The sequence below is a fragment of the Pseudomonas sp. TREG-RG-20F-10-E-6-01 genome (genome assembly GCF_022662455.1).
Lineage (GTDB): Bacteria > Pseudomonadota > Gammaproteobacteria > Pseudomonadales > Pseudomonadaceae > Aquipseudomonas.
Map to the genome: position 1 here is coordinate 206,802 of NZ_JAKNQP010000002.1, position 12,174 is coordinate 218,975.

Below are 12,174 nucleotides of genomic sequence, written 5' to 3' on the forward strand. Positions count from 1 at the left end.
TGGCGAGCTGGTTTTTGAGGGCGCGTAGCCTACACCAGTTTTTGCAACTGCGCCGCCGTATCCGCCGCGCCCATGGTGTGCGCCGCCGCCAGTGCGGTCGCACCCTGAGCATCGGTGGCCTTGGGGTTGGCACCCTGGCCGAGCAGGTACTCAAGCATTTCGACACGGTTGAACATCGCGGCCATCATCAACGCCGTGCGGCCATCCGAGGAGGCGCCGTCCACCGGCGCGCCGCCGTCGATCAGCGCCTTGACCACGGGCAGGTTGCCCTTGAACGCCGCACCGGCCATCGGCAGTTGGTTCTTGTCGTTGGCGATCAGCGGGTCGGCCTTGAACTCCAGCAGCACTTTCACCGCGTCGGCGTGACCGTGATAGGCCGCGAGCATGAGCAAGGTGTCGCCATTGTGATTACGCAGGTTAGGCGGCAAGCCTTTGGCCAGCAGTGCGGCGAGCATGGCGGCATCGCCTTTGCGGGCCACGTCGAAGACCTGCTCGGCAAATTCAGCGGCTTCGTCTTCGGTCATTTGTTTAGGCTGGTCTGACATGTGGGGCTCCTTGTCTGGTTGCTTTATAGGCGCCCAGTGTCGCGATGGAGTTCCCCACTGTCATGGCTTTTTTGCCAAAAGCGCTCATAGGCAGAATCAATAGCGCTGCTTTCAATAACGGAAATGCCCGCCCTGAATCTGCGCCAACAAGTCGCCGGTGACCGGCACATAGCAATCCGAGCCCGGCAGCCATGCATACACCGGGTCGTTGCCGGCCTTGCCCGGGTCGAAGGCCTCCTCCTTGAGACGCACTTTCTGATACTTGAAGGTTCCGGTGGTTTCCATCTTCACCTTGATCCGCAGGAACAACGGCACCGCGTAATGCGGCAACTGGCCGTGGGCGAATTGCAGCAATTCACGCATGTCCAGCGAGGCCAGGGATTCACTTGGCGTGATGGCGACCATGCCGGCGCGGCCATTGGTGTTTTCGATCTCGACGCCGTAAGCGACCACTTCGGCGATCTGCGGATGTTGCAGCAGCACGTTCTCCACTTCGGTGGTCGAGACGTTTTCGCCCTTCCAGCGATAGGTATCGCCCAGGCGATCGACAAATTGCGCATGACCGAAGCCGATGCTGCGCAACAAGTCGCCGGTATTGAAATAGCGGTCGCCCTTCTCGAACACGTCGGTCAACACCACCTTGCGGTTCTTTTCCGGGTCGGTGTAACCGTCGAACGGTGACTTTTCATCGATCCTGGCGAGTAACAACCCCTGCCCGCCCGTTTGCACCTTGCGCATGAAGCCGTCGCTGCCACGCACCGGTTCACCGCTGTCGTTGCTGTAGTCCACCAGTGCCCAGTGCTGCAGGCAAAAGCCGATGGTGTTGTCGAAATTCAGCACGTTGGTGAATCCGATGTTGCCGTCACTGGCGGCATACAGTTCGCAAACATGCTCAACGCCATAACGTTGCTTGAACTGCGCCCACACGCCGGGACGCAGGCCATTGCCGACCATCTTGGTCACGCGGTTATCGAGATCCTGGGCGCTGGCGGGCTGATCGAGCAGGTAGCGGCACAACTCACCGACATAGCCCAGGGTGGTTGCGTTGAATTTGCGCGCATCGTCCCAGAACTGGCTGGCACTGAATTTACGCCGGATGGCAAAGCCCGAGGCCCCGACAATCGCCGAGCCCCAGCACACGCACAGGCCAGTGGCGTGGTACAGCGGCAAGGTGCAATAGAGGACGTCATCCGGGCCCATGTCCAGCGCGATACTGCCGAAGCTGACCGCAGTTTTGGTCCAGCGCCCGTGCTTCATGATGCCGGCCTTGGGCAAGCCCGTGGTGCCGGAGGTGTAGATATAGAAACAGGGGTCGTTGAAGAACACTTGTCCGGTACTGGCGGGGTTGTCCACCGAGCCGTCGGCACTGGCGGCCATCAGGTCGGTATAGCCTTCAGGCAGCGTGCTTGACGGCTGATCGGCGACAAACCAGGTCCTGTGGGCCGCGATTGCCACGTGCTCACGCACGGTCGTGTAGGCCGCCACCAACTCTGCGCCCACCACGATTGCCACCGGGCTCACCAGATTCAGGCTGTGCACCAGCGCCGCCTGGGTTTGCGAAGTATTGAGCATTGCGCAGATACCCCCCAGCTTGGCCACGGCCAGCACGCTTAACAGCAGTTCGGGGCGGTTTTCGATGAACAACGCGACCACGTCCCCCTTGCTGATGCCCTGCTCGTGCAGGTGATGGGCGATACGGTTGGCACGCTGGTTGGCTTGGGCGTAGCTGAGCACACTGTCGCCATATAACAGCGCCGCGCCATCTGGGTTACGAGAGGTGGCCTGTTCGAATTGCCATCCCAGGCCGCAGGGCTGGCTGGGATCGGTGACATTCGCAGCGCGCATGCCGCGTACCACGCGTGGCAGGGCCCGAACTATCGCCGGCACCTTACGCAACAGCTTGCCCCAAGTGATCATGTCGTCTTGCGGATGGCGCATGGCGGAACGTCCTTCTTCTTATTCTTCGTATGATCCAGACACCGCATCGGCCCTGTAGGAAGAGGTCGAATGCCTTGCAGGAAAATACGCCTGCCATTCTTCGGCTGTACATGCGGGATTTGAAAAGTTTTGTATCCCGTACCGCCCAGCATGAAATAGGGAATTGCGCGGCGCCGATGCGGTCATTAACTGTGACGGGGAGCGAAATGCCCGGCCCCGGTAACGCAAAATGCAGGATGCACGATGGCCTTTCATGCAAATTGCACGAAAGTGAAAAATCTATAAAATTTTAACTTGTTGATTTATAACGTTTTTTTAGACAATCCAATACTGGCACAATCACTGCACCTATCACTCCATGCTTGCCAACTTGAGCCAACGGAGCTGATAGACATGAGCCTGATCCAAGATAAATTCGCTTCTGTATTTTCCCAATACGACGTCACCACTCAGCCACGCCCAGACGGCGGGATCCTGTTGACCCTGCGCAACAGCGAAGGCAAACAGGTCAAGCGTTCGATTTCGTACCAACAACTGCACACCGCTGACCAACTGACCTGGGTCATCAGCGCCATTCGCCGCGACCTGGCCGAACAAGCCAGCGAGCTGCCACAGATCTCGATGCTGCAAAGCCAGAATCGCTTTGCCCTGCCGACCTACCATTCGGCCTGAGTCATCTGAGCAAAAAAGGCCGCGACGCCGTTGAGCGTCGCGGCCTTTTTTTGTGCCTTCAGCAAAGCCCCAGGCGGGCTGCTGCGTTCATCGCCTGCACGCGGTTAGTGACTTGCAGCTTGAGGTAGATGTTACGCAGATGGAATTTAACCGTGGCTTGGGAGGTGGCGCGAATCTGGCTGATTTCCCAGACGGTCTTGCCTTCCGAGGCCCAGCGCAGGATTTCCAGCTCTGTCGGCGTCAGGGCTTTGCCGCACAGGCTCAGGCGTTTTCCAACGGCGCTCGGCACGGCAAGCGCGCGACACGGCTGCTCTGGGCCACTCATCACTCTCTCTCCTGTATCAGTGGATGCCATACCACCTTTCGGATTCCTGCAATTGACAGGTGATATAAACATTGAGTCGGGAGAGTTACATAACGAATAGATTGAAAGCATAACGCGCCGCATAAACAGCTACGTCTTACATTTATATAAGTTCCTTCCCACAACAACTTCCAACCTGCCGGGGTTGAACATTCAACTATTCGCGCTTAATCGTCCAAGCCTGGAAAACCAGCGGCACTGTGCTCTTCGGTGAACTGAGGCACACACCCTTCGGCTGTATGGAATAAACGTAGCGCCACACAGTGCGGATTCTCGCCCACGTCGAGCCAATGCGGCATTCCGGCCGGAACCACCAGCACATCATTCTTCTCACAACGCACGGCGTAGACGTACTCGCCCACGAGCAGGCAGAACAAGCCTTGGCCCGCGATGAAAAAATGCACGTTGTCTGCACTGTAGCGACGCGCCTTGAGGCCCTCAGCGCGCAATTCGGCGCGCTGCGGATGGTCGCCCGTTACGCTCAATACCTGAGCAGAGCCGTAGCCGAGGGCATCGATCTGCGACTGGTACGCCGCGATCATTTCAGCGTCACTGGCGCCCTTTTCGACGGGGCTGGGCTGCCAGCGGTCAAAACCCACGCCGTGCTCAACCAGGGTCGAGACGATATCGTCGAAGTGGGTCAACACCTTGTTCGGGGTATCGGGTGTGGCGAGCGGGTAAACAGCGACATAACTCATTGCACGGTTCCTTTATTCGGCTCTTGCAATCGAAAGCCAATGATTAGGGCGGCGGCCAGGGCCGCAACACTGGCGATGCTGAAGGTCAGGGTCGGCCCCAACAGGTTCCAGCTATAACCGGCATACAGCGCGCCCAATGCGCCGCCAGTGCCGGCCAGTGCGGCATACAGCGCCTGGCCCTGGCCTTGCTGGCGAGCGCCGAAGCTGCGTTGCACAAAGGCAATCGCCGCCGCGTGAAAACTGCCAAAGGTGGCCGCGTGCATCACTTGCGCAAGCAGCAGCACCCAGAAAAATTCGGCGAATGAGCCCAGCAACAACCAGCGCACGGCCGCCAACAGGAAACTTGCCAGCAGCACCCGTCGCACCGAAAAGCGCGTGAGGATGCGGCTCATGGCCAGAAACATCAGCACTTCTGCGACCACGCCCAAGGCCCAGAGCATGCCGATCACGCCACGGCTGTAGCCCAGATGTTCGAGGTGCAGGGTGAGAAAGGTGTAATACGGGCCGTGGCTCATTTGCATCAGCGCCACGCAGGCATAAAACGCCAGCACCCCAGGGCTGCGCAATTGCTTGAGAAAACCGTCACCGGCCAGGCGATTGTCGTGGATCGCGGGTTGCGCATTCGGTACCCACAGGCTGGCACCGATGATGCCGGCCATGATCACCACGACCACCACCGGGTAAATGTCCAGGCTCAGCCAGTCGAACAGGCGGCCCATGATCACCACGGTGAGGATGAAACCAATCGAGCCCCACAGGCGGATCTGGCTGTAGCGCGAGGTCTGCTTTTGCAGGTGGGCCAGGGTGATCACTTCAAACTGCGGCAACACGGCGTGCCAGAAGAACGCATGCAGGGCCATCACCAGCGCGAGCCAGGCGTAGGTCTTGCTGAAGAAAATCAATGAAAAGCTGGCCAGCGTACACACCGCGCCAAACCGGACGATGGCCAGGCGCCGCCCGGTGTAATCGCCGAGCCAGCCCCACAGGTTGGGCGCCACGCAGCGCATCAGCATGGGGATAGCCACCAACTCACCAATGCGTGCGCTGGAGAACCCAAGATGATCGAAGTACAGGGCCAGGAACGGCGCCGTTGCCCCGAGCAGGGCGAAGTAGAACAGGTAGAAGCTGGACAGGCGCCAGTACGGGAGGGTCGGGCTCACCATGCACGGGGCCGCTTCGCGGACCTGCCTGAGCAAGCCCGCCCGCCACCGGCTGTCACAGCTGGCCCAGCACCGGCGTATTCACGTGCACATCGGCATTTTGCCCGCGGTTGCGCAGCAGGTGGTCCATCAACACGATGGCCATCATGGCTTCGGCAATCGGCGTGGCACGGATGCCGACGCATGGGTCATGGCGGCCCTTGGTGATCACATCCACCGGGTTGCCGTGCACATCAATCGAGCGGCCTGGCGTGGTGATGCTCGATGTGGCCTTGAGGGCCAGGTGCGCAACGATCGGTTGGCCCGAGGAAATACCGCCGAGGATGCCGCCCGCGTTGTTGCTGAGGAAACCCTGCGGGGTCAGCTCATCGCGGTGCTCGGTGCCGCGCTGGGACACACAGGCGAAACCGGCGCCGATTTCCACGCCCTTCACCGCGTTGATGCTCATCAGCGCATGGGCCAGCTCGGCGTCGAGGCGGTCGAAGATCGGCTCGCCCAAGCCAGGTTTGACGCCTTCGGCAACCACGGTGATCTTCGCGCCGACGGAGTCCTGGTCGCGGCGCAACTGGTCCATGTAGGCTTCCAGTTCCGGCACTTTGTCCGGGTCGGGGCTGAAGAAAGCGTTGTCGTCGACGCTGTCCCAGGTCTTGAACGGGATCTCGATCGGACCCAGCTGGCTCATGTAGCCGCGGATCACGATGCCCTGAGTGGCCAGGTATTTCTTGGCGATGGCACCGGCAGCCACGCGCATCGCGGTTTCGCGCGCCGAGCTGCGGCCACCGCCACGGTAGTCGCGTTCGCCGTATTTGTGATGGTAGGTGTAGTCGGCGTGGGCCGGGCGGAACAGGTCCTTGATCGCCGAATAGTCCTTGGACTTCTGGTCGGTGTTGCGAATCAGCAGGCCGATGGCGCAACCGGTGGTGCGGCCTTCGAACACGCCGGAGAGGATTTCGACTTCGTCGGGCTCCTGGCGCTGGGTGGTGTGGCGGCTGGTGCCGGGCTTGCGGCGGTCGAGCTCGCGCTGCAGGTCGTCCAGAGACAGCTCGAGGCCTGGCGGGCAGCCGTCGACAATGGCGACCAATGCCGGGCCATGGCTTTCGCCCGCGGTGGTGACAGTGAACAGCTTGCCGAAGGTATTGCCGGACATGCAGGGCGCTCCGTGAAATCAGTTGAATCAAGTCAACCGTAATAACTTAAGGCGGCCAGTATACGCAGGCTAACCGACTAGTTCATCCTCGAAACCTTACCGGTAGACGTTGGTCCAACCGGCACCTTCCTGATGATGGCGCGATGATGCTGCGAGTTCTGCTTTTAACCCTCACCCTGTTTTCCAGCCTGGGCTTCGCCGCCTCCCCTGTCGTGCTGCAACGGCCGATCAGCCTGGACACCGGCAACGGCGAGCTGTTTGGCTCGCTTTTACTGCCCCAATCCGACAAACCAGTGCCGGTGGTGTTGATCATTGCCGGCTCAGGGCCTACCGACCGTAACGGCAACAGTGCCGACGGCGCACGCAACGACAGCCTCAAGCGCCTGGCCTGGGTGCTTGCCCGACACAACATTGCCAGCGTGCGCTACGACAAGCGCGGCGTGGCCGCCAGCCTGGCGGCCACGCCGGATGAACGCAACCTGACCCTGGACGCCTACGTATCCGATGCCGTGGCCTGGGGCAAGCTGCTCAAGGCCGACAGCCGCATGGGCCCGCTGATCGTCCTGGGCCACAGCGAGGGCGCGCTGGTTGCCGCGCTCGCCGCACCGCAACTGAATCCGGCCGGCGTTATTTCTCTGTCTGGCAGTGCGCGGCCGGTGGATCAGGTGATCCGCCAGCAGTTGGCCGATCACCTGCCCCCTGCCCTGTTGCTGCGCAGCAACGAGATCCTCGACCACCTCAAGGCCGGCCAAGTGGATGCCGATGTGCCCGGCCCGCTGGAAGGTATTTTCCGACCCAGCGTGCAGCCTTATCTGATCAGCCTGTTTCGCGCCGACCCGTCAGCCGCGTTCGCCAAGCTGACCATGCCGGCCTTGATCATCCAGGGCACCAACGATATTCAGGTGGGCGTCGCAGATGCCCGGCAACTGAAAAACGCCAAGCCCGACGCGCACTTGACGGTGATCGAAGGCATGAACCATGTCATGCGCATTGTGCCCAAGGACGTGAAAGAGCAACTGGCCTCCTACAACGACCCGAAACTGCCGCTTGCCGCCGAGCTGGGTGAGCGCATCGTGCGCTTTATCGACGGACTTCAACCCCGTTAAGCGACTATTTACCTCCAGTCCTGAGAAAAACGGCCGATAAGCCCAGGGTCGACAGTAAAAAGACTGTCGACCTGCAGGGCTTGGACAGGATCGCGCCGCATGACAACCACAGAAGCTACACCAGAACCTATTGCCGACACCGCGGCTGAAAAAACCGAGGCCGTCGAGGCAGCGGCCCTGCCGTGGGCGGACGTGCAGGCCGAACATTTCAAGATGCTGCGCCTGGCGCCCCTGGCCACCGACCGTGCCACCGGCGCGCGGCCGTTGCGGTTCGTGCAGTTCGGCTATGCCGAACGCAATGACAAACACCACAGCCTGTTGCGCATGGTCATCCAGTTGCCAGGCCAGCGAGTGCGCCGCGAGCAGAACCACTTGGATATCTGGGTCGATCACGATAAGCACCGCGTGCACTTCGGCCCGGGCAACAGCCTGGAAATCGAACCGGCCAACCGCGGGATCGGCCGCTTCCTCGTCGCTCAAGGCGCGGCGTGGGCGAAAAAGAAGTGGTCACACTACCGCGTCGACGGCGTAGACCTGGCCAATAAAGACGCGCTGAACGAAGCCACGCGCCTGCGTCGCGATCACTTCCTGCGTATCCAGGGCTTTGATGTGGCCTACGCCGATGTGCAACACCTCAAAGGCAACGTGCAGCCGGGCAAGGTCAGCGACGTGCTGGACAGCTGGAACACCGAGAAGGTGCAGTTCGTGGAAATCCTCGAAGCCGCGCAGATGCTGCAACAGGCCGAGCAGAACCTGGCCGAGCAAGAAGTGAAACTGCGCAAAGAAGAGGAAAAGGTCACCAAGTTCAAGCGTGAGGACAGCGGGCTGCGCTTTACCATCACCTGTTTGGTGGCGTTTACGGTGTTTCAGGCGGGGTTGCTGATCTGGATTGCCACGCACCGGTAGCACGTTGGAACGCAATTGAAATGTGGGAGCGGGCTTGCTCGCGAAAGCGGTATGACAGTCAACTTATCAGTGACTGATACACCGCTTTCGCGGGCAAGCCCGCTCCCACATTCAGGGTCGGTTTCTACAGTTGGGTGGGTTTAAACCCGAGCAGCAAATACCGCTTGATGCGCGCGGCACTGCTCGGCCGTCAGCATGAACACACCATGCCCGCCGCGCTGGAACTCCAGCCAGGCAAAGTCGACTTCCGGGTATAGCGCCTCAACGTGCACCTGGCTGTTGCCAACCTCGACAATCAACAAGCCTTTCTCGGTGAGGTGGTCTGCGGCCTCAGCCAACATCCGGCGCACCAGGTTCAAGCCATCATCGCCGCAGGCCAGGCCCAACTCCGGCTCGTGCTGGTATTCGTCAGGCATGTCGGCGAAGTCTTCGGCATCCACGTACGGCGGGTTGGACACGATCAGATCAAACCGCTGACCCGGCAAACCGTCGAAGCCGTCGCCCTGCACGGTGTAGACGCGCTCGTCGACGCCATGGCGCTCGATGTTCTGGTTGGCCACCTCCAGCGCTTCGAAGGACAGGTCGCCCAGCACCACTTCGGCGTCCTGGAACTCGTAGGCGCACGCGATACCAATGCAACCGGAGCCGGTGCACAGGTCGAGAATGCGCGCCGGTGGCTGGGCCAGCCAGGGTTCGAAGCGGTTTTCGATCAGTTCGCCAATCGGTGAACGCGGGATCAGCACACGCTCGTCGACGATAAACGACATGCCGCAGAACCAGGCTTCCTTCAACAGGTAAGCGGTGGGTACACGCTCATGGATACGGCGGTGCAGCAAGCGCTGAACGTGGGAAATTTCCTCTTCTTCCAGGTTGCAGTCCAGGTAGCTGTCGGCAATTTCCCAAGGCAGGTGCAAGGCACCGAGCACCAATTGCCGGGCTTCGTCCCAGGCATTGTCGGTACCATGGCCGAAAAACAGGTCTTCCCCATGGAAACGGCTGACAGCCCAACGGATATGGTCGCGCAGTGTGCGCAGGCGGGATGTGATCACGGGGACAAGCTCCTGGAAAAAACGACTGGCGATTCTAACAGCCTTCGCCTGTACCGACGATGTACGAAACCCCTTCGCCATCCGTCGGATTTCATCCAATTTGCCATCGCGGGCTTAAACAAGCCGCCCACTTGACATGGCTGCACGTCAACAACGGCGTACCTTACGATGGTAGCGATTCACAGAACCGCTCAGCCAGTGGACAATGTCACAAAAGCCCCCCTCACAGGAGCCCCAGAATGTCCGTTCCAAAGACGATGTTTCAACTCAGCGGTCGCGGTTACGCAGCAGCCAACCTGAACCATGCGACCCTCGTGATCATCGACGCCCAAAAGGAATACCTCAGCGGTCCACTCGCCCTCTCGGGCATGGACGCGGCGGTCGAAAACATCAAGCAGTTGGTTGCTGCCGCGCGCAATGCCGGGCGTCCGATCGTGCATGTACGTCACCTTGGCACCGTCGGTGGCCTGTTCGACCCGCAGGGCGAGCGCGGTGAATTCATTCCCGGCCTGGAACCACTCGGTGACGAAACCATCATCGGCAAACTGCTGCCGAGCGCGTTTCACGGCACCGGGCTGGAAAAACACCTGCAGGATCTCGGCTCTCTGGACCTTATCGTCTGTGGCTTCATGAGCCATTCCAGCGTCAGCACAACCGTGCGCGCCGCCAAGAACCTGGGCTTTCGCTGCACCCTGGTGGAAGACGCCTGCGCCACGCGCGACCTGCCTTACAAAGGCGGCATCCTTAGCGCTGAACATGTGCAACAGACCGAAATGGCCATCATGGCCGATAACTTCGCGACCCTCGCGTTGACCAAAGATCTGACCTGATTGACCTTCTGATGAGCGGCGCGGCGTGTTTATTGCCCCGCTCATCCGCAAAACCTTTTCATTTTCTGCAATTGCCTCTGGTACAGGAACAACCTGTGTATCTTCCGGTCGAAGGGCCGATACCCTGGAGGAAAGGTCGGAATGAAGATATCCGATGGTTTTGACGCTCGTCGCTTGCGCCCCAAGGGCCCGAGCAACTGGCGTCTGCGCCTGGTGGCCGGCTTTGCCGCGCTGCTGGCCATTGTAGGTTTGCTGCTGGCTGGTGCCGGTGGCGCCGGTTTGTTTGGTCATTCGCCGGCACTCGGCGAACTGAATGCCAGCCCGGGCGGCTCGGCAATTTTGTTGGTGATCGGCCTGTTGGTGCTCTGGCTGGGCGTCTGGTTATGGCGTCGCAGCCGTCGGCGGATGCGCCAGCCGCTGTCGCTGAACATCGCCTCACACCTGATGAAAAAGCACGACTGATGGCGCTTGGATAGCGTTTCCTGCGCCCCGGCCGCCGCGATTTAGGTAAACTGCCCGCCCTTCGCGGAGGCTGACATGCAAGACGACGATTTTTCCCTGTTCAAAAACGAGCTGCGCGGCGTCAAGCCGATCAAGCACGACCGTGCCGACACCGGCAAACCCAAGACCGACCGGGCGCAGATCGCCACGCTGCGCCAGGCCGCGACCGTGCGCACCGATGCCACCACCGTGGATGGCCTGTCGGACCAGTTCGTAATCGACGTAGGCCCCGAAGACGAGTTGATGTGGGCCCGCGACGGCGTGCAGGAAAGCCAGATGCGCAAGCTCAAGATCGGCCAGATCCCGTTAGAGGGCAGCCTTGACCTGCACGGCATGAACGTCGAAAAAGCCCGCGAAACCCTCTGGGCCTTCCTGGCCGAAGCGACCAAATTCGAAATCCGCTGCGTGCGCGTCACCCACGGCAAGGCCGTGCGGTTGGATGGCAAGCGGCCGATGATCAAGAGCCACGTCAACACTTGGCTGCGCCAGCATGCCCAAGTGCTCGGTTTTACCTCTTGCCAGGCCCGCCACGGCGGCGCGGGCGCGGTGTATGTGATGCTCAAGCGCACCATGATGGAGGGGCGCGACGAGTAACAAGTGCCATCGACAGGCTTGCAGCGATGTGTCCGCCACCGTAACCTTGCGCTTTGCGAAAATCCCACAGGTAGTTTCATGTCCCTGGAACAGAATTACACCGCGATCCTCGGCCAACTCGGCGAGGACGTTTCCCGCGAGGGCCTGCTCGACACGCCAAAGCGTGCCGCCAAGGCGATGCAGTACCTTTGCCGCGGCTATGAACAGACACTCGAAGAAGTCACCAACGGTGCCTTGTTCAGCTCCGACAACAGCGAAATGGTGCTGGTCAAGGACATCGAGCTGTACTCGCTGTGCGAACACCACCTGCTGCCGTTTATCGGTAAGGCTCACGTCGCGTATATCCCGAGCGGCAAAGTGCTGGGCCTGTCGAAAGTGGCGCGGATTGTCGACATGTATGCGCGCCGCCTGCAGATCCAGGAAAACCTCAGCCGCCAGATCGCCGATGCCGTGATGCAAGTCACCGGCGCGCTGGGCGTGGCCGTGGTGATCGAAGCCAAGCACATGTGCATGATGATGCGCGGTGTAGAGAAACAGAATTCTTCGATGATCACCTCGGTGATGCTGGGTGAGTTCCGCGAAAACGCGGCCACGCGCAGCGAGTTTCTCAGCCTGATCAAGTAACAGGCTGTGCAGGAAAAAACCGGCGTTCATCGCCGGTTTT

Annotated in this window: 14 protein-coding genes; 7 read left to right on the forward strand and 7 right to left on the reverse strand. The window is 60.5% G+C overall.

The window, feature by feature from the left end; translation table 11 throughout:
- Positions 1-29: 29 nt before the first annotated feature.
- A complete protein-coding gene (locus tag L8K08_RS07370; protein WP_242195491.1) occupies positions 30-545 on the reverse strand; it encodes an ankyrin repeat domain-containing protein in 516 nt (171 codons plus the stop codon).
- Positions 546-656: 111 nt separating this feature from the next.
- Positions 657-2,483, reverse strand: coding sequence for a long-chain-acyl-CoA synthetase (locus tag L8K08_RS07375; protein ID WP_242195494.1), 1,827 nt, complete (start codon positions 2,481-2,483; stop codon positions 657-659).
- Between the two features lie 393 nt (positions 2,484-2,876).
- On the opposite strand from L8K08_RS07375, the gene L8K08_RS07380 reads away from it, so the two are divergent.
- Complete coding sequence (locus L8K08_RS07380; protein ID WP_016970113.1) at positions 2,877-3,155, forward strand: DUF3509 domain-containing protein; 279 nt, start codon at positions 2,877-2,879, stop codon at positions 3,153-3,155.
- Positions 3,156-3,213: 58 nt separating this feature from the next.
- Here the strand turns inward: L8K08_RS07380 and L8K08_RS07385 are convergent, their stop codons facing one another.
- From L8K08_RS07385 to aroC, 4 genes are all read right to left on the reverse strand, one after another.
- Positions 3,214-3,480, reverse strand: coding sequence for a helix-turn-helix transcriptional regulator (locus L8K08_RS07385; RefSeq protein WP_242195498.1), 267 nt, complete (start codon positions 3,478-3,480; stop codon positions 3,214-3,216).
- Positions 3,481-3,686: 206 nt separating this feature from the next.
- A complete protein-coding gene (locus L8K08_RS07390; protein ID WP_242195501.1) occupies positions 3,687-4,217 on the reverse strand; it encodes an acireductone dioxygenase in 531 nt (176 codons plus the stop codon).
- Positions 4,214-5,377, reverse strand: a complete 1,164-nt coding sequence (locus L8K08_RS07395) for an MFS transporter (RefSeq protein ID WP_242195504.1) — start codon at positions 5,375-5,377, stop codon at positions 4,214-4,216. Before L8K08_RS07395 ends, L8K08_RS07390 begins: the two co-directional genes overlap by 4 nt.
- Before the next feature lie 55 nt (positions 5,378-5,432).
- Positions 5,433-6,524: a chorismate synthase gene (gene aroC, locus L8K08_RS07400; RefSeq protein ID WP_145158765.1), complete on the reverse strand. Its 1,092-nt coding sequence runs from the start codon at positions 6,522-6,524 to the stop codon at positions 5,433-5,435.
- A gap of 143 nt (positions 6,525-6,667) precedes the next feature.
- Here aroC and L8K08_RS07405 point away from each other — a divergent pair, with 143 nt between their 5' ends.
- Together L8K08_RS07405 and L8K08_RS07410 are read left to right on the forward strand one after the other, a co-directional pair.
- On the forward strand, positions 6,668-7,630 hold the full coding sequence (locus L8K08_RS07405; protein WP_242195507.1) for an alpha/beta fold hydrolase: 963 nt from the start codon (positions 6,668-6,670) through the stop codon (positions 7,628-7,630).
- Between the two features lie 99 nt (positions 7,631-7,729).
- Entirely contained in the window at positions 7,730-8,536 is an 807-nt protein-coding gene (locus tag L8K08_RS07410; RefSeq protein WP_242195510.1) for a hypothetical protein, read from the forward strand.
- A 140-nt stretch (positions 8,537-8,676) separates the two neighbouring features.
- Here the strand turns inward: L8K08_RS07410 and prmB are convergent, their stop codons facing one another.
- Complete coding sequence (prmB, locus tag L8K08_RS07415; protein ID WP_106576533.1) at positions 8,677-9,585, reverse strand: 50S ribosomal protein L3 N(5)-glutamine methyltransferase; 909 nt, start codon at positions 9,583-9,585, stop codon at positions 8,677-8,679.
- Positions 9,586-9,824: 239 nt separating this feature from the next.
- Between prmB and L8K08_RS07420 the strand changes: the two genes are divergently transcribed.
- The 4 genes from L8K08_RS07420 (at position 9,825) to folE (ending at position 12,134) form a co-directional block, all read left to right on the forward strand.
- Positions 9,825-10,415 (forward strand): cysteine hydrolase family protein, encoded by a 591-nt coding sequence (locus L8K08_RS07420; RefSeq protein ID WP_242195513.1) that lies wholly within the window; start codon positions 9,825-9,827, stop codon positions 10,413-10,415.
- Positions 10,416-10,556: 141 nt separating this feature from the next.
- A complete protein-coding gene (locus L8K08_RS07425) occupies positions 10,557-10,877 on the forward strand; it encodes a hypothetical protein (RefSeq protein ID WP_053257227.1) in 321 nt (106 codons plus the stop codon).
- Positions 10,878-10,952: 75 nt separating this feature from the next.
- Positions 10,953-11,510: a Smr/MutS family protein gene (locus tag L8K08_RS07430; RefSeq protein ID WP_242195516.1), complete on the forward strand. Its 558-nt coding sequence runs from the start codon at positions 10,953-10,955 to the stop codon at positions 11,508-11,510.
- Between the two features lie 78 nt (positions 11,511-11,588).
- Positions 11,589-12,134, forward strand: coding sequence for a GTP cyclohydrolase I FolE (gene folE, locus L8K08_RS07435; RefSeq protein WP_003442011.1), 546 nt, complete (start codon positions 11,589-11,591; stop codon positions 12,132-12,134).
- The last annotated feature ends 40 nt before the right edge of the window (positions 12,135-12,174 follow it).

Bases quoted from the DNA above. Each gene is read 5' to 3' on its own strand.
- L8K08_RS07370 (WP_242195491.1), bottom strand. From the start codon at position 545: ATGTCAGACCAGCCTAAACAAATGACCGAAGACGAAGCCGCTGAATTT.
- L8K08_RS07375 (WP_242195494.1), bottom strand. From the start codon at position 2,483: ATGCGCCATCCGCAAGACGACATGATCACTTGGGGCAAGCTGTTGCGT.
- L8K08_RS07380 (WP_016970113.1), top strand. From the start codon at position 2,877: ATGAGCCTGATCCAAGATAAATTCGCTTCTGTATTTTCCCAATACGAC.
- L8K08_RS07385 (WP_242195498.1), bottom strand. From the start codon at position 3,480: ATGAGTGGCCCAGAGCAGCCGTGTCGCGCGCTTGCCGTGCCGAGCGCC.
- L8K08_RS07390 (WP_242195501.1), bottom strand. From the start codon at position 4,217: ATGAGTTATGTCGCTGTTTACCCGCTCGCCACACCCGATACCCCGAAC.
- aroC (WP_145158765.1), bottom strand. From the start codon at position 6,524: ATGTCCGGCAATACCTTCGGCAAGCTGTTCACTGTCACCACCGCGGGC.
- L8K08_RS07405 (WP_242195507.1), top strand. From the start codon at position 6,668: ATGATGCTGCGAGTTCTGCTTTTAACCCTCACCCTGTTTTCCAGCCTG.
- L8K08_RS07410 (WP_242195510.1), top strand. From the start codon at position 7,730: ATGACAACCACAGAAGCTACACCAGAACCTATTGCCGACACCGCGGCT.
- L8K08_RS07420 (WP_242195513.1), top strand. From the start codon at position 9,825: ATGTCCGTTCCAAAGACGATGTTTCAACTCAGCGGTCGCGGTTACGCA.
- L8K08_RS07425 (WP_053257227.1), top strand. From the start codon at position 10,557: ATGAAGATATCCGATGGTTTTGACGCTCGTCGCTTGCGCCCCAAGGGC.
- L8K08_RS07430 (WP_242195516.1), top strand. From the start codon at position 10,953: ATGCAAGACGACGATTTTTCCCTGTTCAAAAACGAGCTGCGCGGCGTC.
- folE (WP_003442011.1), top strand. From the start codon at position 11,589: ATGTCCCTGGAACAGAATTACACCGCGATCCTCGGCCAACTCGGCGAG.